General features: G+C 41.3%; 13 protein-coding genes. 4 read left to right on the top strand and 9 right to left on the bottom strand.

Features of this window, described 5'->3' with window-relative positions; translation table 11 throughout:
- Nucleotides 1–2: 2 nt before the first annotated feature.
- The 3 genes from DXB58_RS18510 to DXB58_RS18500 all read right to left on the bottom strand — a co-directional run bounded on the left by DXB58_RS18510 (nucleotide 3) and on the right by DXB58_RS18500 (nucleotide 6995).
- Complete coding sequence (locus tag DXB58_RS18510; protein ID WP_122137814.1) at nucleotides 3–1424, bottom strand: alpha-L-fucosidase; 1422 nt, start codon at nucleotides 1422–1424, stop codon at nucleotides 3–5.
- 159 nt (nucleotides 1425–1583) lie between these two features.
- The gene (locus tag DXB58_RS18505; RefSeq protein WP_122137813.1) at nucleotides 1584–5669 is read right to left on the bottom strand and encodes a hybrid sensor histidine kinase/response regulator transcription factor; all 4086 of its coding nucleotides are present in this window, start codon (nucleotides 5667–5669) and stop codon (nucleotides 1584–1586) included.
- 123 nt (nucleotides 5670–5792) lie between these two features.
- Nucleotides 5793–6995: a glycoside hydrolase family 88 protein gene (locus DXB58_RS18500; protein WP_122137812.1), complete on the bottom strand. Its 1203-nt coding sequence runs from the start codon at nucleotides 6993–6995 to the stop codon at nucleotides 5793–5795.
- A gap of 357 nt (nucleotides 6996–7352) precedes the next feature.
- On the opposite strand from DXB58_RS18500, the gene DXB58_RS18495 reads away from it, so the two are divergent.
- Nucleotides 7353–8909 (top strand): ATP-binding protein, encoded by a 1557-nt coding sequence (locus tag DXB58_RS18495; protein WP_122137811.1) that lies wholly within the window; start codon nucleotides 7353–7355, stop codon nucleotides 8907–8909.
- A 50-nt stretch (nucleotides 8910–8959) separates the two neighbouring features.
- Here the strand turns inward: DXB58_RS18495 and DXB58_RS18490 are convergent, their stop codons facing one another.
- Nucleotides 8960–10159 (bottom strand): hypothetical protein, encoded by a 1200-nt coding sequence (locus DXB58_RS18490; RefSeq protein WP_122137810.1) that lies wholly within the window; start codon nucleotides 10157–10159, stop codon nucleotides 8960–8962.
- 162 nt (nucleotides 10160–10321) lie between these two features.
- Between DXB58_RS18490 and DXB58_RS18485 the strand changes: the two genes are divergently transcribed.
- A complete protein-coding gene (locus DXB58_RS18485; RefSeq protein ID WP_117935880.1) occupies nucleotides 10322–11500 on the top strand; it encodes an ATP-binding protein in 1179 nt (392 codons plus the stop codon).
- A gap of 32 nt (nucleotides 11501–11532) precedes the next feature.
- The gene (nifJ, locus tag DXB58_RS18480; protein WP_122137809.1) at nucleotides 11533–15081 is read left to right on the top strand and encodes a pyruvate:ferredoxin (flavodoxin) oxidoreductase; all 3549 of its coding nucleotides are present in this window, start codon (nucleotides 11533–11535) and stop codon (nucleotides 15079–15081) included.
- Nucleotides 15082–15200: 119 nt separating this feature from the next.
- Here nifJ and DXB58_RS18475 read toward each other — a convergent pair whose 3' ends face one another.
- From DXB58_RS18475 to DXB58_RS18460, 4 genes are all read right to left on the bottom strand, one after another.
- Nucleotides 15201–16067: a glycine betaine ABC transporter substrate-binding protein gene (locus DXB58_RS18475; RefSeq protein WP_122137808.1), complete on the bottom strand. Its 867-nt coding sequence runs from the start codon at nucleotides 16065–16067 to the stop codon at nucleotides 15201–15203.
- Nucleotides 16068–16099: 32 nt separating this feature from the next.
- Nucleotides 16100–16927: a proline/glycine betaine ABC transporter permease gene (locus DXB58_RS18470; protein WP_122137807.1), complete on the bottom strand. Its 828-nt coding sequence runs from the start codon at nucleotides 16925–16927 to the stop codon at nucleotides 16100–16102.
- Nucleotides 16924–18150 (bottom strand): glycine betaine/L-proline ABC transporter ATP-binding protein, encoded by a 1227-nt coding sequence (locus DXB58_RS18465; protein WP_008651874.1) that lies wholly within the window; start codon nucleotides 18148–18150, stop codon nucleotides 16924–16926. The genes DXB58_RS18470 and DXB58_RS18465 overlap by 4 nt, the downstream gene beginning before the upstream one ends.
- 299 nt (nucleotides 18151–18449) lie before the next feature.
- The gene (locus tag DXB58_RS18460) at nucleotides 18450–18788 is read right to left on the bottom strand and encodes an MGMT family protein (RefSeq protein WP_122137806.1); all 339 of its coding nucleotides are present in this window, start codon (nucleotides 18786–18788) and stop codon (nucleotides 18450–18452) included.
- A 170-nt stretch (nucleotides 18789–18958) separates the two neighbouring features.
- Here DXB58_RS18460 and DXB58_RS18455 point away from each other — a divergent pair, with 170 nt between their 5' ends.
- Nucleotides 18959–20158 (top strand): LruC domain-containing protein, encoded by a 1200-nt coding sequence (locus tag DXB58_RS18455; RefSeq protein ID WP_233527322.1) that lies wholly within the window; start codon nucleotides 18959–18961, stop codon nucleotides 20156–20158.
- 135 nt (nucleotides 20159–20293) lie between these two features.
- On the opposite strand, the gene DXB58_RS18450 is transcribed toward DXB58_RS18455, so the two are convergent.
- A complete protein-coding gene (locus tag DXB58_RS18450) occupies nucleotides 20294–23164 on the bottom strand; it encodes a substrate-binding domain-containing protein (protein ID WP_317126788.1) in 2871 nt (956 codons plus the stop codon).

The raw sequence follows: 23164 nt of genomic DNA, 5'->3' as shown, positions 1-23164 counted from the left end.
TGCTAATACGATTTCTGCTTAAATTTGAAAACCAGCGATTCTTTCTTCAATCCTTTCGGCAGGGTCACTGTCACTTTGCCGTCTTTGGTCTGATATTTTATGCTACGACCGGTCTGAAGCAACACCATTTTGCCGACAGGTTCATTTCCCTCCCACGCAATTTTTTGCGGTAATTCCATATTCTCCGGCAGCGCACAGATAGCATATAGTGTTTTTCCATCTTTATTGGCCGTGAACCAAATATTCCCACTTTGATAGACAGGAGTAGTACGTGTATTATAGATGGCTTCACCATTTACTTTCAACCATTGCCCTATCTCTTTCAAGCGCTGTATCCCCTCTTCTTCGATAGTACCCTCTGCTGTAGGTCCTACACCCAAAACCAAAGAACCTCCTTTGGCTACAATCTCCGCGAGAATGTTAATTACTTGAGCAGCTGATTTATATGGAGCGTCTTTCCACCACCCCCAATGATTAGTCAGTGTAATGCAACTTTCCCAAGGATGATCCAATTGCTGTTTAGGAATGGTCAATTCCGGCGTTTGATAATTTTCATTCCTCCCGGGTACAGTCCGGTCTACTGCTATCAACCCTGGTTGGCTTTCACGTGCCTTATCTATGATTTGGTCCATTTTTATATCTTCTTTGGGAGCTCTTACCCAGCCTCCGTCTAACCAAAGAAGATCTACCCGACCATAACGTGTCATCAGTTCATTAATTTGATTAGCCGTATATTCCTGAAACCGTTTCCATTTGTCCGGATTCAGCTTGATATCATAATTCACATTCCGTGTTGGCGTTGCCCTGTCTCTACTCCAGTAATCATTGCAGTGCCAGTCAGGTTTGGAGAAGTAAGCACCTATCATAAATCCTTTCTGACGAAAGGCATCAAAGACATGATAAGTCACATCTTTTAAAGGATTGTTTCTAAAAGGTCCTTTAGCTATTGAGAAATCAGTCTCCTTCGTATCAAACATACAAAAACCGTCGTGGTGCTTGGTGGTGAAAACCATATACTTCATGCCGGCATTTTTCATAATATCCGCCCATACTTCCGGATCAAATTTTGTTGGGTTGAAAGACTCACTTAATCCCCAATACCACTTTTTGAAATCGTCATAAGGCATATCACCGAAGATTTTGGTACGGCGAGGAATAAATTTCTCTTCCGAGCACAACAGCCACGACTCGAAAGTACCGGGCACGGAATAAAGTCCCCAATGGAACAGTACACCGAATTTCAAATCTCTCCATTGGTCTAATTTCTGCTGTACTGCCGGGTCTGTCGGATATTCATAAGAAGTTGATGATTTATGCACATATCCTTGATCTTTAATATCACTTTGCTGTGCATATACATTCCAGGAAAAAGAGAGTCCGAACAAAGTAACCAATACTACTTTCATGTTTTTCATTTTTCTCATACTTATCGTTGTTTTAGAGGTTTTAAATTCCTCCGCTAAGATATGAGGATTAGAATGAAAGAGTGTTTTGTATCATTTTTTGTTTGTCCGATAACTGCCAGAAGAGTGCTAAAAACTATCAAAGTTTTTTAGATTTTATTCAGAAGAGCTTTCTGAACACTATTTTCTCTGCTTTTTCACATAATCCGAAGGCAGGCATCCCATATACTTTTTAAAACTGGTAGAGAAATAAGACCGGGATGCAAAGCCGACCATGGCGCTTACTTCTGATATGGAGTAATGACCATCCAACAATAATTTGCAAGCCATATTGAAACGTATTCGCCGAATAAAATTTGCCGGTGGTTCACCCGATATAGAATTCATTTTGTAGTATAGTGACGAACGGCTCATAAAGAGTTTCTCCGCAAGATCATCAGCCGTAAAGTCCTCATCAGAGATGTTTTCTTCCACAGTCTGAATAGCTTTGGTTATAAATTCTTCGTCCAGTTTATTTGAAGTCATTTTTGCCGCATCGATATCAATCGTACTGGAATAATAATATCTCAAACGCTGCCTGGCCTTCAGGATATTATTGATCTTCCCTTTCAGGAGATGCATAGAGAAAGGTTTGGGAATATAATCGTCTGCACCTGCCTGAATACCGGCAGCCTGCGCCTCAAGACTGCCTTTAGCCGACAACAGAATAACCGGAATATGGCAAGTTTGCATGTTCTTTTTCACAATCTCACATAACTTAATACCGTCTATTCCCGGCATCATGACATCAGATAGAATTAAATCCACTTTCTGTTCCTTCATCATTTCCAAAGCTTCCTCCCCGCTTCCAGCTATCAATGTGATGTATTCCGATTTGAAATTATTCTTCAAATAATCAACCATTTCCTTATTATCATCCACCAGCAGGATAGTCGCTCTCCCTTCCTCTTCCCCACTTTCTTGTTTCTCCAGATCAGCAGAAGGGAGCATAATCTCTTCCATATATGAAACGTCCAAAGATGGTATCGGTTCAGATAAAGAGAGTGATGCTTCTTTATCTTGTCTTTGTTCTTCAGCCGGAAACACCTGAATATCCGCCGGCAAAGTCACTTTGAATTCTGTAAATTTTCCGGTTTCACTCACCACTTCTATTGTACCCCGATGCTTATCTACCAACAATTTTACCAAAGACAAGCCAATGCCGGAACCTTTCTGATTATCATCCACCTGATAAAAGCGTTCAAAAATACGGGTAAGTTTCTCTATAGGAATCCCTATGCCATTATCACGTATCGTAAATCCGTAAGTAGTTTCCTTTTTCCACAAGGATAATGAAATTTCTCCACCATCAGGAGTAAACTTAAACGCATTGGAAAGTAAATTCATCAATATCGTTTCCAAATACATCCTGTCGACAGGAAGTAATTCGTCTTTCAAATCCGAACTGAAATGAAAATTAATGTCTCGTTTCCTTGCATTTTCTTTAAACAAATTGAATACATTCATTGACATACTCTCAACGGGTCCTGAAACTATATTAATAGGTAATGTTCCCGACTCCGCCTTCCTAAAGTCAAGTAACTGGTTGACAATATGTAGTAACCTCTGCCCATTCTTATAAACATAAGATAGTTTTTGTTGTATGCCAGGCTCAAAAGAGTTCTTCTCTCCCAGCAATTCTTCCAACGGAGCCAATATCAGGCTTAAAGGTGTCCGCAATTCATGAGACATATTAATATAAAAACGAACTTTCTCCTGGCTGATTTCTTCAATTTTATTCCGTTCGATATGCTCAATCTGTACCTGCATTCTCATCTTGGCACGAACAATAAAGAAATAAAATATAAAAACTAAAACACTAAGAATGAAGAAAAAGAACAGAGTTTTAGCCCACCACGTCTGATACCACATCGGAAGAATATCAATAAAAAACTCTGCTGGTGTTTCAGACCACTGTCCACTGTCACTACAAGCCTTCACTTTAAAAATATATCTACCCGGAGACAAATTCCAGTAGTTCACCCCACGGCTTCCCGCCCATACATCATAAATCCAGTCCGAATCGTAACCTTCCAGCTTATACGCAAATTTGTTACGGCTGTTTGACAGGTAATTAATTACAGAAAAAGTGATTCTGAACATTTTAAGTTCTGAAGGAAAAGAGACACCCAGCAATTTTCCGTTGTCCGCTTGGTAAAAATCAATATCTCCGTCTTTTGCTTGTCTTATGGGGTGATTCTGTATGGACAATCCCGTTATTACCGCATTGGGGGTAAAAGGACTGTCGGAGAAATGATCGGGATTGAAAAAAACGACTCCATTCAAAGTACCTAAAAAGAAAGTGCCGTCTCTTGAACTGCATACTGCCGACTGCATAAACTGATTATGCGGCAGACCATCTTGTTTGATATAGTTGCAGAAATTCCTTTTTTGCAAATCAAAACAAGAAAGCCCTCTGCTCGTTGTAAGCCACAACCGCCCTTTTTTATCTTCCAAAATACCACTAATGCAATCATTAGGCAAACCGTCGCTCATAGAATAACGCTCCCACGAGAAAGAAGTTCCCTCTTTATAACGATACAACCCGGAAGAAGTACCTACCCAAATGGCATGGCTGTTGTCTTCATATACGCACAATGCTTGTATCAGCCCAAGAGAATAAGCCTCTGCCGAATCAGTCATCACATGTAGTTCTCCATCAGCACACATATACAAACTTTCTTCCGTTCCAATCCAGATACGCTGTTTTGAATCACGAAACAAAGTAGAGACCAGCACTCCTTTCAATTGAGAATATCTTAAAGCCAAAGGATGCAAAGACATTTCTTTTGTTTGATAATCAAAACGATACAAACCAGCCATCGAACCCACCCAAAGGGTGCCGTCTTCTCCATCCAACAGTGAATAGCAGCTATTTCCCAACGACGCGGCACCGGGAATATCATAATTACTTATACGCCCGGTCTTCACATCCAAATGGCTCATCCCTCCGTTATGCGTACCTATATAAACAGAACCACTTTTTTCGGGAAACACACATTTAATGTTATTCGACCGTAAGGAGTTAGTTTTGTTTTCCTTACCGGAATAACAAGTAAAATGCCCGGTTCTCCTATCATAATGATTCAACCCGCCGTCATTTGTACCAATCCAAAGATTATTATTAAAAGGATCTTCCGCAATGCAACTAATAGTATTATCGCTCAAGGAATTGCGGCAGACAGAATGTTGTAGGATACGAAAGTCGGGAGCCAATACATGATAATAATTAAGTCCTCCGTGGTAAGTGCCTACCCACATTCCTCCCTGGTGATCCCTCATAAGAGAACGTACTGAATTATGTCCCAAAGAAGAGGGATCATCATAAGAAAATCGATATGGTGAAATACTTTCCGTATCCGGTTGAAGAATCAGCAACCCTTCTACTGTTCCAATCCATAACCGTCCCCGGTCATCCAACTGCAAGGCCCGGACAGCATCAGAAATAAACTGTTTCGGATGACTTTTCCGGTTATAATGTTCTCGAACCTGAAATTTATCATCTATCAAATATACCCCGTTCGTCAAAGAAGCTAACCAACAATTCCGGGTTTTATCATCATAAATGATATCAGATATTACTTCATTTTTCAGTTCAGGAAGTAATTGAACAATATTACCATTACGGAAATAATAGAAATAAATACCTTTTGAGGTACCAAGTAATGCCCCGTCCCCTATCGCACGAACGGCATAAACGCTCTTTCCTTCCAACTGGGGAAGAATATTCATCTTGCCATCTGCTTTCTCAAAAAGAACCAATCCTCGATTAGTACCTAACAACAGTTGCTCTCTGTCTAACGGCTCTTCTATTGCAAACACCTGAACCGACTGATTGCCCGGCAATGAGTAATTTGTAAAATCATTACCTATAATATTATACCGGGAAAGTCCAACCATCGTCCCTGCCCATACGGTTCCCTTGCGGTCAGTATAAAGAGAATAGATATAGTTATTCCCCAAACTGGCTGTATCACCCAAAGATTTATAAAAGGATGCAAACCGGAAGCCATCATGCCAATTCAATCCCTCAGTAGTACCTACCCATATCTTATTATTATGATCCTGGGTTAAAGCAAGCACCGTATTATACGACAGCCCATCGTCTACGGACAAACGTTTAAAATGAATCGAAGTTTCATCTGCCCATAAAATAGCAATCGGAACAATTTGGAAATAGAGGAATAAAACAATCAAATAACAAATGCGTATATATCGGTTTTTCATAAGTAATCACAATTCAATAACACTTTAACTAAAGCAAAGATATGTATTTCCAATAGAATCCAGAATAACTCATTTGTTAAAATCCAGCTATTACCAAACTACAATTGCCATAAACGCCTCATTTTATCGCATATACCCGTTAGACTTGACTTCTTTATATCGTTTCAAAGCTTCCAAGTAGTAATAATCGGCATAATTCAGCGGAGTATCGACTTCACTATTATGTGGAAAACTACCTACCGAATGCATAAGAATAAATCCATGGTTCTCTCCTTCCCTTGCCAGATATGTTTCTGAAGAAAGCTGTTTCAAGATTTGCTCTGCATAACGGAAGTATTTCTGCCCTCGTTTTTCGTCTCCATACCCGCTTAACTCCAACAATGCGGAAGCTGTGATGGCAGCAGCCGAAGCGTCTCGAGGTTCGTTGGGTATGTTTGGAGCATTATAATCCCAATAAGGAATAAAATCTTTTTCGGACGGACAATGACTCATTATAAATTCTGCGATTTTATATGCCGCTTTCAAATAAACATGTTGTTTCGTGAAACGATAACACATGGTATATCCATATACACCCCAAGCCTGACCACGTGCCCAAGACGATTCATCATCATATCCCTGATAAGTACCTTTCGATTCGACCGTACCATCTTCCGGCAAATAACTGACTACATGATAAGATGTCATATCTTTCCGAAAATGGTTTTTCAATGTTTTGTCAGCATGTGCTATGGCAATCTCCCTATACTTCGAATTACCTGTCTGTTCCGATGCCCAGAAAAGCATTTCCAAATTCATCATATTATCAATAATGACAGGATAACTCCAATTACCAAAGTCCCAGGAACGAATCAATCCGACTTTCGGTTCAAAACGTGTACAAAGACTTTCGGAAGAGTGAACGAGAATCAGACTGTCCGCAGGTTCCGGCTTTAAACGGATACCCTGCCCGTAACTACAAAACATCATAAAACCCAAATCATGGTTTTTTGTATAATATTGCATCGCTTCCAGACGATCTGTATACAAACGTGCCTGTTTCGCCAATTTCTCATTAGCTGTAAGTTCATACGCCAGCCACATAGAACCCGGGAAAAAACCGGAAGTCCAATCGGAAGGTTTTTCCAACCGGTATTCTCCATCTTTTAAAGAACGTGGAAAACAGAGGGTATCCGGTTCGTGTTTCAATTTTTCTGCCATATAGAGCAATTGATGTTCGGATGTACTCACCGCACGGTCAAACCACTTCATCTCATTTTCTCCCGGAACATTACAAGCAGTCAGGAAAGTTATTCCCGCTACCACCATAAAAAGTTTGCTATTCATTGTCTCAATCTATTTCTGTTATTACATTCCATCACTAATAACAAAGTTAGATTAACTCACAGATATTGGTTTTACAAAACTATCTTTTTATGTCCGTTTCCGTTTCGATGAAGTTTGATTTTGTTCGGAAGTTGTCCGTTTTCAGACAATTGTTTCTAATATAGTGCATATTGAAAATAAATTGGGACACTTTTACATAGTGTTATAGACGAACAAACCAGGCAACCGCACCAAAAGTTAGCTACACTGTATGCGAAAGAATGATAACCAATGAAACATATAAAATGATCATTAGCGGCATAGATAAACAGAAGAATTATTATCTTTGTTACTTGAATAAACAAAAGCAAGAATATTATGAAGAAGCTTTATCCCATCGGAATACAGAGTTTTGAAAAATTGCGTAAAGAAAATTATCTTTATATAGACAAAACTTCATTCGTGTATGAACTGGTAAAATCCGGTTCCTACTACTTTCTTAGCCGTCCCCGGCGTTTTGGGAAAAGCCTTCTTCTATCCACTTTCGAAGCTTACTTCCAAGGCAAAAAGGAGCTGTTTCAAGGTCTTGCTGTTGAAAAAATGGAGAAAGACTGGATTCAATACCCCATTCTGCATCTCGACTTAAATACGCAGAAGTATGACAGCCCCGAAAGTTTGGATAATATACTTAACATGAAGCTGAATGAATGGGAATCGCTATATGGCTCCAATCCGGTGGAAATAGGTGCACCTCTCCGTTTTCTCGGCATTGTTCGCCGTGCCGCCGAACAGAGTGGTCGGCGGGTAGTGATTCTCATTGATGAATATGACAAACCGATGTTGCAGGCCATTGGGAATGAAGAATTGCAGGATAGTTATCGTGATACTTTAAAAGCGTTCTATTCAGTACTCAAAACGATGGATAAGTATATCCAGTTCGCTTTTCTCACAGGAGTGACAAAGTTCGGGAAAGTGAGTGTATTCAGCGATTTGAATAATCTTAAAGATATTTCTATGGATAAACGGTATACCGAACTTTGCGGTATCACAAACGAAGAAATCCACCATTATTTAGAGACGGATTTACATATCCTTGCAGATACGCAAGGCATGAGCTATGAAGAGACGTGCCAAGAATTGAAAGAGTGCTATGACGGATATCACTTTACTTTCGATTCGGCAGGTATATATAACCCTTTCAGTTTACTGAATACATTCGACTCTATGTCATTCGGTAATTACTGGTTTGAAACCGGTACTCCTTCCTATCTCGTCAAACTTCTGAAACGGGATAATTATGACTTACACCAATTGGCCAATGATAAAGCGACTTCCGATACGCTGAACAGTATTGATTCTTCTTCCAAGAATCCTGTGCCCGTGATTTATCAGAGTGGTTATCTTACCATCAAAGATTATGATAAACGTTTCGGTATCTACTATTTAGGATTCCCCAACCGGGAAGTGGAAGAAGGATTCATCAAATATCTGATTCCTTTTTATACTTCAATCGACGAAGGAAAGACCGCTTTCTACATTACAGAATTCGTCCATGATGTAGAAGAAGGTAATTATGAGGACTTCTTCATACGTCTGCAGAGTCTCTTTGCCGACACTCCTTACGAACTGATACGCGATTTGGAATTACATTATCAGAATGTATTATTTATCGTCAGCAAATTACTGGGGTTCTATGTACAGGCAGAGTATCACACCTCTGACGGACGCATTGATCTTACTGTACAAACTGATAAATACATTTATGTAATGGAATTCAAATTTGACGGAAGTGCGGAAGAAGCTCTTCAGCAAATTGAAGAAAAAAGATATATACTACCCTTTGCAAAAGATAATCGTAAGATTGTAAAGGCTGGGGTTAATTTCAGCTCAAAGACCCGGAATATAGAAAAATGGCTGGTGAAAGAAGTAGAATAATCAGACTTTATATCACTGCATGTATAGATGCATGTATGCCATGTATAAGGTTATAAATGTACGCTTTTTGAGATAAGAACCCACGCCCGATAACTACTTTTTTTATGAATCGGCACCAATGGCAAATAGCCTGATCTTACTCTTCCTTGTTCTATCTCCAAAGGATAAGTCTCCTCCATTTCTTTATGTGCGCTCCAGGCTGCTCCTTCCGAAGGGTAATAGTTTATTTGAAAAGCTCCTGTCGAAGTAGGATATATATAACGGTCATATATATGACGCGCCACCACTCCCATATTCATCCGCAAGTTGATTTCCACGCAGGGATGAATACGATAAACAGGGGAATCCGGGAAACGGCAGATCATCATATCCACTCCCAAATAACCATTATAAATAGTTCCGAAGCGAAGAAATAACTCTTGTTCAAGGCAGTCGCGCAATTTAAAAATTTCTTCGGCAGGGATATATTTCGAAAGGTTCCGTTCGATGGCAGCATCTGAAATCAGCAGATTACCTTCATACGCTCCACTCCCACCCGTACGAAATTGAGAATATCCGGCAAAGTCAAATCTACCGTTACCCAAAGAACGAAATTCCATAGCGAAATCTTCCACCTTATTAAATAAAGGTTCACCAATAACACCTCCCTGCTGATTACCGATACGTGAGCACCAACCAGAAATGGAAGGAGTATATACCCCTTTGCACCAATTCAGCCCTTTCCCACTACCGGACAAAGGAGCCTTCAACAAACAAGCTTCATGTGACTCTACAAATGATTTCCATTCTTCGGGAAGCGTCAGGTAAAAAGACTCCCCACAAAAATAAGTTCCGAGTTGCAGACGAGGTAACAATTCCACTGCGCAGGAACGATGGGAACAGGAACGCAGTTTATTCAATCGCTCCATAGAAGGAAGTTCGCTTTCTTCCACTCCCAAATCCAACAGTCGTTTTCTTACTGCTATATCCCAGCCCCAAGGATGAATATCCAAATTCCGCTCGGAAGCAAGTTCAGGTTCTGTTATCAAATCAACCGAAAGTCCCAGCAATTGCTGCATTCTTTTTATATAGTCGAGATTATAGGCGGAAGAAGCTAACACCGCACTTCCCTCTTCTGCATACCACATCGGCAACAAAGCCAATTCGGATGCCATTTGCCGGGCGGAAGCCGGTGCCATATAGTTTGTTTCACCGCTGGCTAACGCCAAATCATGTTCCGGATTGAATATATAAAGAGCCTTTTTTGTCATTTTAAACGAATTCAATACTTTATTCTGCAAATATATACAGGAAATAGTCAGGAATGGCTACAATAAACAGAAAGTTCTAATTAAACTCACAATTTTGCCATCTCTACTTTGCAAATCCTAAAAAAAGCAGTATATTTGCCACCCGAAAAACAAAGAACTGAAATGGAATCATTCTATCGCACACACGCCTACCTCGTTGAGCACACCAATGCCCCCGTTCGCCGCGATCTTATGGACGAGATCGACTGGAGCGACCGCCTGATTGGTATCAAAGGAACACGTGGCGTAGGAAAAACCACTTTTCTTCTCCAATACGCCAAAGAGAAATTCGGGAACGACCGTTCCTGCCTGTTCATCAACATGAACAACTTCTACTTCTCCGGACACAGCATTGTAGACTTTGCCTATGAATTCCAGAAACGTGGTGGAAAAGTTCTGTTGATCGACCAAGTGTTCAAGCATCCGGAATGGAGCAGAGAGTTACGTATGTGCTACGACCGTTTTCCTAATTTGAAGATTGTTTTTACCGGTTCATCCGTAATGCGACTGAAAGAGGAAAATCTTGAATTGCGTGATATTGCAAAAAGCTATAACCTGCGCGGATTTTCTTTCCGCGAATACCTGAATTTACAAACAGGCATGAAATTCAGGGCATACAGCCTCGAAGAAATTCTTAGCACTCACGAACAGATTGCCAAAGGAGTACTCTCTAAAGTTCGTCCGCTAGATTACTTCCAGGATTACCTGCATCATGGGTTCTATCCATTCTTCCTCGAGAAGCGTAACTTTTCGGAGAATTTGCTGAAAACGATGAACATGATGGTGGAAGTAGATATCCTGCTCATCAAACAAATTGAACTGAAATATCTTTCAAAGATAAAAAAATTACTATATTTGCTCGCTGTCGACGGACCGAAGGCTCCCAATGTGAGCCAACTGGCAAGCGACATACAGACATCCCGCGCCACGGTGATGAACTATATCAAGTATCTGGCAGATGCGCGACTCATTAATCTGGTTTATCCGAAAGGGGAAGAATTCCCTAAAAAACCTTCCAAGATAATGATGCACAACTCCAACCTGATGTATTCCATCTATCCCGTGAAAGTGGAGGAGCAGGATGTGCTCGACACATTCTTTGCAAATTCTTTATGGAAAGACCATAAGGTACATAAAGGAGATAAAAACGTCTCTTTTATGGTGGACGAAGTAATGCCGTTCAAAATTTGCCAGGAAGGAGCAAAGATCAAGAACAATCCGAATGTGACGTACGCGTTGCATAAGGCTGAAATAGGTCGGGGCAACCAGATACCTCTCTGGATGTTCGGCTTTTTATATTAAAAGATTTATTTACTTAAATATTTAATTTAGTTATGACTAAACAGAAGAAATTCATCACTTGTGATGGTAATCAGGCTGCAGCGCATATCTCGTATATGTTCTCTGAAGTAGCAGCTATCTACCCCATCACTCCTTCTTCGACTATGGCTGAGTACGTAGACGAATGGGCTGCCGCAGGACGTAAGAACATCTTTGGCGAAACAGTATTGGTACAGGAAATGCAATCTGAAGGTGGTGCTGCCGGTGCAGTTCACGGTTCTCTTCAGGCTGGTGCGTTGACTACCACTTACACTGCTTCTCAAGGTCTGCTCCTGATGATCCCTAATATGTACAAAATTGCCGGTGAATTCTTGCCTTGCGTATTCCATGTATCTGCTCGTACATTGGCTTCTCACGCATTGTGTATCTTCGGTGACCACCAGGACGTAATGTCAGCTCGTCAGACTGGCTTTGCGATGTTGGCTGAAGGCTCTGTACAGGAAGTTATGGATTTGGCTGGTGTTGCTCACTTGGCTACCATCAAATCTCGCGTTCCGTTCATGAACTTCTTCGATGGTTTCCGTACATCTCACGAAATCCAGAAGATTGAAATGTTGGAAAACGATGATCTTGCTCCGCTGATCGACCAGGAAGCTTTGGCTGAATTCCGTGCCCGCGCACTGAACCCGATGAAACCGGTAGCTCGTGGTATGGCTGAAAACCCTGACCACTTCTTCCAACATCGTGAATCATGCAACAACTACTATGAAGCAGTTCCTGCTATCGTAGAAGAATACATGAATGAAATTTCTAAGATCACAGGTCGTAAATACGGTTTGTTCGATTACTATGGCGCAGAAGATGCAGAACGCGTAATTATCGCTATGGGTTCTGTAACAGAAGCTGCCCGCGAAGCTATCGACCACTTGGTAGCAAACGGCGAAAAAGTGGGTATGGTTGCCGTACACCTGTATCGTCCGTTCTCTGCTAAACACTTCCTGGCTGCTGTACCTAAGACTGCCAAGACTATCGCAGTTCTTGACCGTACTAAAGAACCGGGCGCTAACGGCGAACCTCTTTACCTTGACGTTAAAGACTGCTTCTACGGCGCAGAAAATGCTCCGGTTATCGTTGGCGGTCGCTACGGTTTGGGTTCAAAAGATACTACTCCTGCTCAAATTCTTTCAGTATTCGAGAACTTGGCCATGCCAATGCCGAAGAATCACTTCACTATCGGTATCGTAGACGACGTTACTTTCACTTCTCTTCCTCAAAAAGAAGAAATCGCTTTAGGCGGTGAAGGAATGTTCGAAGCTAAATTCTACGGTTTGGGTGCTGACGGTACAGTAGGTGCTAACAAGAACTCTGTAAAGATTATCGGTGACAACACTGACAAACACTGCCAGGCTTACTTCTCTTATGACTCTAAGAAGTCAGGTGGTTTCACTTGTTCTCACTTGCGTTTCGGTGATAATCCGATCCGTTCCACTTATTTGGTTAATACACCAAACTTCGTTGCTTGTCACGTTCAGGCTTACCTGCACATGTACGACGTAACTCGTGGTTTGCGTAAGAACGGTTCTTTCTTGCTGAACACAATCTGGGAAGGTGAAGAACTGGCTAAGAACCTGCCTAACAAGGTTAAGAAATATTTCGCACAGAACAACATTTCTGTATACTATATCAACGCAACACAGATTGCATTGGAAATTGGTTTGGGTAACCGTACCAACACTATCCTTCAATCTGCATTCTTCCGTATCACAGGCGTTATTCCTGTAGAACAAGCTGTTGAACAGATGAAGAAATTCATCGTTAAGTCTTACGGCAAGAAGGGTGAAGACGTTGTAAACAAGAACTATGCTGCCGTTGACCGTGGTGGTGAATACAAAACTTTAGCTGTTGATCCTGCTTGGGCTAACCTGCCGGATGATGCAAAAGCTGAAAACAACGATCCTGCATTCATCAACGAAGTAGTTCGTCCGATCAATGCACAAGACGGTGACTTGTTGCCTGTATCTGCATTCAAGGGTATCGAAGACGGTACTTGGTATCAAGGTACTGCTAAATACGAAAAACGTGGTGTTGCTGCATTCGTTCCTGAATGGAATCCGGAAAACTGTATCCAATGTAACAAGTGTGCATACGTTTGTCCTCACGCTTCTATCCGTCCGTTCGTGCTCGATGCTGAAGAGCAGAAGGGTGCTAAGTTCGAACAACTGAAAGCGGTAGGTAAAGTATTCGACGGTATGACATTCCGTATCCAGGTTGACGTTCTCGACTGTCTGGGTTGCGGTAACTGTGCTGACATCTGTCCGGGTAATCCGAAGAAGGGTGGCAAAGCATTGACTATGAAACACCTCGAAAGCCAATTGGCTGAAGCTGACAACTGGACTTACTGTGCCGAAAACGTGAAGACTAAACAACATCTTGTTGATATCAAGTCTAACGTGAAGAACTCACAGTTCGCTACTCCGTTGTTTGAGTTCTCTGGTGCTTGCTCTGGTTGTGGTGAAACTCCGTATGTGAAATTGATTTCTCAATTGTTCGGTGACCGTGAAATGGTTGCTAACGCTACCGGATGTTCTTCTATCTACTCTGGTTCAGTTCCTTCTACTCCGTACACTACAAACGAAAACGGCCACGGTCCTGCTTGGGCTAACTCACTATTCGAAGACTTCTGTGAATTCGGTCTGGGTATGGAATTGGCTAACGAAAAGATGCGTGCCCGTATTGTGAAAGTGATGAACGAAGCTATTGCTGCTGACTGCACTCCGGCTGAAGTGAAAGAACTGTTCGCAGAATGGATCAATAATATGCTGGATGCAGACAAGACTAAGGAATTGGCTGCTAAGATCATTCCTGTTGTTGAAGCTAACAAAGATAAATGCAACCACTGCAAACAAATCGCTGAACTGCAACAATATCTTGTTAAACGCAGCCAGTGGATCATCGGTGGTGACGGTGCTTCTTATGATATCGGCTACGGTGGTCTTGACCACGTAATCGCTTCCGGTAAGGACGTTAACATCCTCGTTCTGGATACTGAAGTTTACTCTAACACTGGTGGTCAGTCTTCTAAGGCTACTCCGGTAGGTGCTATTGCTAAGTTCGCTGCTGCTGGTAAGCGCGTACGTAAGAAAGACCTCGGTCTGATGGCTACTACTTACGGTTATGTATATGTTGCACAGATTGCTATGGGTGCTGACCAAGCTCAAACTCTGAAAGCTATCCGTGAAGCTGAAGCATATCCTGGACCATCTTTGATTATCGCTTACGCTCCGTGTATCAATCACGGTCTGAAAGCAGGTATGGGTAAGAGCCAGGAGGAAGAAGAAAAGGCTGTTAAGTGCGGTTACTGGCACTTGTGGCGTTACAACCCTGCTTTGGAAGAAGAGGGTAAGAACCCATTCCAATTGGACAGCAAAGAACCGAACTGGGAAGAATTCCAAGGTTTCTTGAAGGGTGAAGTTCGTTACGCTTCTGTAATGAAACAATATCCTACTGAAGCTGAAGAACTGTTCAAAGCTGCTGAAGAAAACGCTAAATGGCGTTACAACAGCTACAAACGTTTGGCTAGAGAAAACTGGGGTGCTGAATAATTAGTAATCACACCTTATAATATAAAGCGGTAATCCTTTTCGGATTACCGCTTTTTTATTTCCTCACTTATAATCTATTAGTTGAGATATTAAAAGCTCCTATTTCAATCTCATTCAAGTCATTTATCTGCTGACTTAGGAATCCAGCTGTCAACCAGTCGCCGGTGTTCATCCCTCCATTTACGGGCTATTTCTTCTTCATCCATCCGGGCATCCTTCATAGCTGTCATAAAAGAGCTAAGTTCTTCTGTTGTTAATTTGATATTACCGAAAAATTCAGCGGCAAACGGGTCTTTTTCACTGAAACCTTTCCAAGCAATGGCATGTATTTCTTCCAGATCTCCATATACTTTTTTCGGATCATCCAAGAATTTCAATTCAAACTGATCGAACATCCAATGCGGTGTCCAACCTGTAATGACAATCCATTCTCCTTTATCCATCGCTTTTTTCAAAGATGCCAACATGGTTGAGCTACTTGAAGTCATGAGGGTATAGCCGTCAAGACCGTAAGCCGAGATGGCCTTATCCGTAGTCTTCATAATGCCTGCTCCGGCATCAATTCCCACTATTTCAGAAGAGAAACGATCTTTATTGGCAGCCAGTTCATCAATGGAATTAATGGCAACATATTGAGGTACGACTAGCCCGACGCGTGCTTCTCCATATACTTCTCCTAAAAATTCGATGCTATCACCATACTGGTCCATATAATCTTTCATTGTTATCGGTAACCAAGTATCTAAAAAGACATCTGAATTCTTTCCCGATATGGATACGAAGATGGGGGCAAGATCAGCATTTTGTAGTTCAACCTCGTATCCTTGTTCTTCCAGTACCACTTTGGCCAAATGGCTCATGGCTATTCCTTCCAACCAATTAGCATAGGCTATTTTTACTTTTTTCTTATTTGGATCGGAATTCGTACAGGAAGCCAGCAAAAGCAGAGCAGTCAGCACGATTCCTACTAATTTATATATTCTCATTTTTAGTCCTTCTTAATTTAGTTCTTTCCATTTTAATCCTTCTTATTTTTTCTTCCTGCCATTCCTTGTGTGATACGGTCTAAGATGATAGCCAAAATAACAACTGCTATCCCCCCTTCAAACCCAAGCCCGATTTTCATCTGGGTAATACCTTTCAGTACAATTTCCCCCAAACCACCGGCAGCAATCATTGCAGCAATCACAACCATAGAAAGTGACATCATTATTGTCTGGTTTACACCAGTCAGGATGGTGGGCAGTGCCAAAGGAAGCTGTACTTTATACAGTAACTGCCAACGGGTAGCCCCGAACGAGCGGGAAGCTTCCACTACATTTTTAGGTACTTGTCGGATTCCCAATCCGGTAAGGCGGACCACAGGAGGCATGGCAAATATGATTGTCGCAAAAACTCCGGGCACTGTTCCCAATCCGAAAAACAAAACAGCAGGAATCAGATAGACAAAGGCAGGCATTGTCTGCATCAAATCGAGAATAGGGCGAAGTATTTTATCCGCACGCGGACTGTTTGCTGTCCATACTCCTAAAGGTACTCCAAAAATCAGAGCAAGACAAGTGGATGATAAAACGAGAGCCAGAGTTTGCATGGTTGCCTCCCAAAATCCCATTCCATAAATCAGTAATAATCCTAATACGGTAAAAATGGAAATACCCCGTCCCGCCTTTACCCATGCGATTGCAGCAAGTACCAGGATCGTCAAGTAAAATGGAATTCCGAAAAGAATGTGTTGGAAACCTGTAATGAAACTACCGATGCCTGCATTCACGGCATCAAAGAATGTGGAAAAATGTACCATCATCCAATTGATGGCGATTTCTATATATTGTCCTATATTTATCATAAGTCTATTGCGTTTTGAATTATTTCATTTATTTCTTCTTTATCTTTCCCGGTCACTTCTATGATTAAAGATGAAAGTGGGATTGTTCCCAAAAACTCGTGTGTTTCATCTATTACCCATACCGGTGAATTGCTCTTTGTCATTAGAGGAAGTATATCCTCGAGCACTGTATCACACAACACTGAATGTACTTCTTTACGCACAACCGCTTCAATGGATTTTTCCTGTTTGCTACGCAGTTTAAGCAAATCGTTCAAATGTACTTCTCCGACCAGTTTATCGTCGGCATCTATTACAGGCAATACAGTTATATTCTTCGCACGCATCTTACGAATCAAAACTTCGGGACCTTCTTTCTTCAGACGGGCTACCAACGGTTTGTCAATCATTAAAGAAGAGGCGGTAATAATTTTGCTCCTGTCCACGTTTTCAACAAAACGGGCTACATAATCGTTAGCCGGTTCAGTCAGGATTTCCTCCGAAGTACCTACCTGCACCACTTCTCCGTCTTTCATAATCGCAATACGGTCACCTAGTTTAATCGCTTCACTCAAGTCGTGGGTAATAAAGACAATCGTCTTTTTCATCTTTGATTGCAAGGCCAGTAGTTCATCCTGCATCTGCACGCGAATCAGAGGATCGAGCGCAGAGAAAGCCTCATCCATTAAAAGTACTTCGGGATTATTGGCCAGAGCACGTGCCAGTCCGACACGCTGTTGCATTCCACCGGAAAGTTCACCTACCATCTGATTCTCGTATCCTTTCAGCCCGACAAGCTTCATACTTTCCATGGCTTTCTTTTCACGTTCTTCTTTCTTCACTCCCTGAAGTTCAAGGCCGAACGCAATATTACTCAATACAGAACGGTGAGGCAACAAACCGAAATTCTGGAAAACCATTGCCAACTCTTTACGACGAACCTGCAATAATTCTTTTTCGGATATTTTAGATATATCGACTCCATTTACAAGTACTTGTCCGGCGGTAGGACGTATCAGGCGATTGATACAACGCAGTAATGTCGATTTTCCACTTCCCGAGAGCCCCATTATCACAAAAAACTCTCCTTCATTTATTGAAAGATTGGCATCTTTCACTCCTACCGTACAACCGGTATCTTTCAGTATTTCCGCTTTACTCTTATCTTTTTTCAGCATCTTGAGTGCCTTCTGCTTCTCGTGACCAAAGATAAGGTACAAATCCTTTATTTCTATTTTACTCATATAATATATTGGTTTAGATTATAATATTTGTTTTGTTTTCAACTGCTGCGTTCCTCATTCTCATTTACATAAACAAGTTGAATGTCCGCATGGTTCAGTCCTGCTACATGGTAACATGACAATCCAATGAGTTTTTTAAATGATTAAAAAAAACAGACTGAGTAGTTTAAAAGGAATAGAATTTGATAAGATTATCCTCTCAATGAACAGTAAAAAACAGTATTTTCATAAATAAATAACAGCCTGTTCTTGCATATTGTTGGCACAAAGGTAAGGAAAATAGATTAAACATGCAAATTTTATTCAGAAGTGACGTAATTCCAAAGATGCTTTTTCAGGTCTACACATCCATTTTGCTTGAAAGAAACTCCCTCTTCCAGCAAGAGCTGCTTTTGCTCTGTCCAACCCGGTACAAGGCGTCCCGACGCATTGACAACCCGGTGACAGGGTACAGATAAATCATCCGGAATCTGCTTCAAAGCACGCCCCACCATACGGGAACATTGAGGCATTCCCAATAATGCGGCAATTCCTCCATAGGTAGAAACATTACCTACCGGAATTTCCCAGACAACCTGGTATACCTCTTGACAAAAGGATGCGGAAAGGCTCGCCTTGTTTACTTTATAATCTTTCATCACCTGAACTTTACTTATTCACCCCAAAGCTAAATAAAAAGAAGAAAATTTGCAAAAAATAAAGATTACCCAAACAATATTTGCAACTTTTCTTGCTTTATATACAAATAATTCCGACCTTTGTAGCCATCAAAAGCAACCCAATTATTAACAAAACAAGCACTACTGTCATGAAAAAGAAGACTGTTCTGTTCGCTTCTTGCCTATTAGGAATACTCGCTTTCAGTTCCTGTGAGAAGAATCTTTATGATGAAAGCAAACAACCCGAGAAAGAGAAAAAAATGACCGACCTGGAAGTTCCCGCCAATTTTGACTGGAAAGGTTCTCAAAACGCTCAAGTAAAATTTGTCAGTCAGGCAACAACTAGCATTTCTGTATTTCTAGAAGAAAATTGTAATGAAGAATCTTTAATGCTCCGAATGGATATCGATGCTAACACGCAAGAACTCCCTCTTGAAATTCCTGCATATGTAAAGAATGTCTATGTAAAATATGGTGATGCCATCGAAATACAGACTATTCCTGTTGGAAGTGATGGTACTATTTCTATTGCAGTACCTGCTAATGCTACAACATTATCCAGAGTTACCACAAGAGATAACAAAGAAGCTGAAACAAACAACATCTTTAATTATCCGGGATATGGTAGCGGAACTGTCATGTTCGAAGATATGTATCCTTCTTTAGGCGATTATGACTTCAATGATTTTGTAGCATGGTATAACTTCCAAATTGATGGTTTTTATTGGCTAAATCACCAACGTTATGCAGAATACCTAATGATAGGATTTCAAATCAGGGCTATGGGAGGCATATTTGACTATAACCCTTATATCCGTTTGGCGGAAGTACAATATAATAAACTTGATATAGAAGAAACTCAAATGTACCTTGAGCGTAACAATCCTGGAGAGGTCGAAAATATCAAATTCATAGAAGGTCCAAAAGGCGAATTGATTATTTCATTGAAGAAACCAGCCATTCCTAACGGGTACAAGTATTATAATACGGAAGTAAATGAAAAAACAAAGCCTAAAAAAATGACGGCAATTTATCTGGCATTCAATTCACCGGTCAATATTAAAAGCTTGCAAGACAGCAAAATGGACTTTTATATTGCAAAAAATAATAAAGGACAAGAGATTCACCTGAAAGGTTATAGTCCGGTTTATTACAACAACAACGAAAGTTATGTAAATGAAAACAACTTTATATGGGGATTAAAAGTACCGGCATCCTTACATCATGCCAGAGAAGAGGTCAATTTCCTGGAAGCATACCCCGACTTTGAACAATGGGTAACATCCGGAGGCCAGGAGAACCCCAAATGGTGGAATAAGCCTAAAACAAATAAGCTAATTATGAATTAATAAAATATACAATAAATCATATACTAAAAAATAAATAAGAGGTAAAGTAGATCAACAGAGCTCCTTACCTCTTATTTTTATTACATATATTTCATAAAAGAACAAACAAATACTCACCACTGAATACTACAGATTTTACCCTTTCCGCTTCAACAAGTCTGTCGGGCTTTCTCCAAACTGCTCCCGATAGCATTTGGTAAAATAAGAGGGAGAACTGAACCCAACCTCATAACCAATCTCCGCCACTGTCATATCCGAGGAAGCAAGCAGAGAAGCTGCTTTTTTCAAACGGGCGATACGGAGTAACTCATTCGGAGAATAATTAGTCAGGGATTTGATTTTACGATAGAGTTGCACACGGCTTAATCCCATATCTTTGCCCAAGTCTTCCACATTCAAATTAGAGTCTCCCATCTTAGCCTCAATCAAAGCCTTGAATTTCTCTACAAAGTCTTTGTCCATGTCACAGACATCTTCTTTGGCCAATGTCTGCCCGTCACCAAAGAATTGTTTCAGACGACGATGTGAGTCTATCAGATTGCGGACACGTGCCACCAGTAATTGCGAACTGAAAGGTTTGGATATATAGGAGTCTGCTCCACCATCATATCCTTGAATCCGTTGTTCGTCCAGAGAACAGGCTGTCAACAGAATGACAGGGATATGACACGTTTGCAATTCGCTTTTCAAGCGACGACAACATTCAATTCCATCTATTCCGGGCATCATTACGTCGGAGATAATCAAATCCGGGACATATTTCATAGCTTTACGAATGCCTTCCGAGCCGTCTGCAGCTTCTATAACAGTATAATCAGTATGAAGCAATCCATACACATATAAGCGAATATCAGCGTTATCATCAATAATCAGAACGCAAGGTTTGGAAGAGTCGTAACTTTTTTCCAATTCCTCTTCTTCGTAAGTTAAAGCATCATTCAAGCTCGAAGAACTGGAATAACCAGAAGTTGCAGGAGTTACGGGAGCCCCAGCAACGGCAGAGGTTGCAGTATCGGTGGAGGTTACAGAAGTAGCAGACACAGAGAATGCCGGAGAGTTTTCTGAAACAACAGTCTCGCAAGTCTGTACAGGCAAATCAACGGTAAAGATAGTTCCTTGCTTTTCATCACTTTCCACCGTGATGGTACCTTTATGCAATTCCACAAAAGCCTTTACCAATGCTAGTCCAATACCCGAACCGGCATGGTGCATATCTATCTTATAGAAACGGTCGAAAATATTCCGGATATGCTCCGCAGAAATCATTGAACCGGTATTGGCAACAGTAAAGCGAATCCAGCAATGATCGTCTTTAGTCAGGGAAGACAAGCGTACAGTTACTTTTCCATTCTCCGGAGTAAATTTGAAAGCGTTGGAAAGGAGGTTGAAATAGATGCGTTCCAACTTTTCTACATCTGCCAATGTGCGGTAATCCGTATCCGGCATATAATCGAATGAGAAATGAATATGTTTCTTCCGGGCTGCTGCCATGAAAGACTCGTTCCATCCCTCAAAAGAAGAAAGAATGTCTAACGAAATAGGAGTATATTCCATTTTTCCATTCTCGTATTTACGAAAATCCAGAATCTGATTGACAAGACGCAAGAGGATATTCACGTTTCGCTGAACTAACAATAACATTCGGCGCTGATCTTCACTCAAAGACGAATCAGCCAGTAAATGCTCTACCGGATCGGCAACTAATGTCAGTGGAGTACGAAAATCGTGAGATATATTTGTGAAGAAAACCAGCTTGGCATGAGTCGCTTCTTCCAGTTGATGAGAAAGCTGGATAAGCTGATCCCGCTGTTCTTCGAGTTTGTCACGCTGTTCTTCAAGAATATCCCGTTGCTCTTCGAGTTTATCGCGCTGTTGCTCTACTTGTTTCTTCTGTTCGGACAACTCTTTATTCAGGCGATTCTTGGAACGGAGGGATTTATAAACTACCAATAACAATCCCGCTACTAATAAAAGAATAACCAAGCCGCCATACATCACGACCTGTTGTGTAGCTACACGCGACAGATACCCACCGATACGTCCGTTCAATGTTTCAATCTTCTGATCCAGTTCCGAGATATGGGTAGTCTGAAGTTGCATAACGTGCGCGTTCGTGCGGTCTACAACGGCAGTATTCATGACCGTTTCGCGAGGATAAGACTTCTTCTCAAGAATATTCATGGCCAGTTGCATCACTTTGTCCCCATTAGTCGGATAAATAAAAGTTGCATCCAGCACATTGTCAAGCACCAATTCAAGTCCGTTTCCTTTGCCGGGCAGGGCATCAATGCCAACAAAAATCATTTCCTTTTCACGTCCGGCTTTCTTCGCAGCCTGATAGGCTCCCGGAGCGATACGGTCGTTATGTGCATATACCGCATCAATCTTCGGATGACGGCGAAGCATACTATCCATTTCCACTTCTGCCGGTTCACGTTCCCAGGCAGCATCCGCTTTATCAATCAGTTTGATATCCGGATAATTGCTGATAGCAGCCATAAATCCCTGATGGCGTTCCATGGCAGGGGTGGAACCACCCAGTCCGGTAAGCTCCACTACATTCCCTTTCCCTTTCAGACTTGATGCGATATAATTTCCTACCGCACGACCTATTTCATAATTATCGGCACCGATATAGGCAGTATATTTATCAGAAAGTATCTTCCGGTCTACAAGAATGACGGGTATTCCTTTCTGATAGGCCTCCTCCACAATTGGAGTCATGGGAGCCGCTTCATTGGCGGAAATTATCAGTAAATCAACTCCTTTATCTATAAAATAATGAACATCTTCCGCCTGCTTACGGTTATCATCCGCCGCCGAACGGATTTCAACCGACACTCCATCATAAAACATCGCTTCGCGAAGAATCTCATCATTCATCTTGTGCCGCCAAGAGTCATCACTACATTGGGCCACCCCAATACGGAAACGAGGCGCATCCTGCCGACAGGCCGCCAAGCCCAAAAGACAAAACAAGACTGTTATCCACTTCATATATTTCAT

The organism is Bacteroides sp. OM05-10AA, assembly GCF_003439055.1.
Classification (GTDB): domain Bacteria; phylum Bacteroidota; class Bacteroidia; order Bacteroidales; family Bacteroidaceae; genus Bacteroides; species Bacteroides intestinigallinarum.
The sequence above is the reverse complement of the archived record's forward strand: the minus strand, read 5'-3'. Positions and strand labels throughout refer to the sequence as shown.

Excerpts from the sequence above, each read along its gene's own strand:
- DXB58_RS18510 (WP_122137814.1), bottom strand. The coding sequence starts at position 1,424 with ATGAGAAAAATGAAAAACATGAAAGTAGTATTGGTTACTTTGTTCGGA.
- DXB58_RS18505 (WP_122137813.1), bottom strand. The coding sequence starts at position 5,669 with ATGAAAAACCGATATATACGCATTTGTTATTTGATTGTTTTATTCCTC.
- DXB58_RS18500 (WP_122137812.1), bottom strand. The coding sequence starts at position 6,995 with ATGAATAGCAAACTTTTTATGGTGGTAGCGGGAATAACTTTCCTGACT.
- DXB58_RS18495 (WP_122137811.1), top strand. The coding sequence starts at position 7,353 with ATGAAGAAGCTTTATCCCATCGGAATACAGAGTTTTGAAAAATTGCGT.
- DXB58_RS18490 (WP_122137810.1), bottom strand. The coding sequence starts at position 10,159 with ATGACAAAAAAGGCTCTTTATATATTCAATCCGGAACATGATTTGGCG.
- DXB58_RS18485 (WP_117935880.1), top strand. The coding sequence starts at position 10,322 with ATGGAATCATTCTATCGCACACACGCCTACCTCGTTGAGCACACCAAT.
- nifJ (WP_122137809.1), top strand. The coding sequence starts at position 11,533 with ATGACTAAACAGAAGAAATTCATCACTTGTGATGGTAATCAGGCTGCA.
- DXB58_RS18475 (WP_122137808.1), bottom strand. The coding sequence starts at position 16,067 with ATGAGAATATATAAATTAGTAGGAATCGTGCTGACTGCTCTGCTTTTG.
- DXB58_RS18470 (WP_122137807.1), bottom strand. The coding sequence starts at position 16,927 with ATGATAAATATAGGACAATATATAGAAATCGCCATCAATTGGATGATG.
- DXB58_RS18465 (WP_008651874.1), bottom strand. The coding sequence starts at position 18,150 with ATGAGTAAAATAGAAATAAAGGATTTGTACCTTATCTTTGGTCACGAG.
- DXB58_RS18460 (WP_122137806.1), bottom strand. The coding sequence starts at position 18,788 with ATGAAAGATTATAAAGTAAACAAGGCGAGCCTTTCCGCATCCTTTTGT.
- DXB58_RS18455 (WP_233527322.1), top strand. The coding sequence starts at position 18,959 with ATGAAAAAGAAGACTGTTCTGTTCGCTTCTTGCCTATTAGGAATACTC.
- DXB58_RS18450 (WP_317126788.1), bottom strand. The coding sequence starts at position 23,164 with ATGAAATATATGAAGTGGATAACAGTCTTGTTTTGTCTTTTGGGCTTG.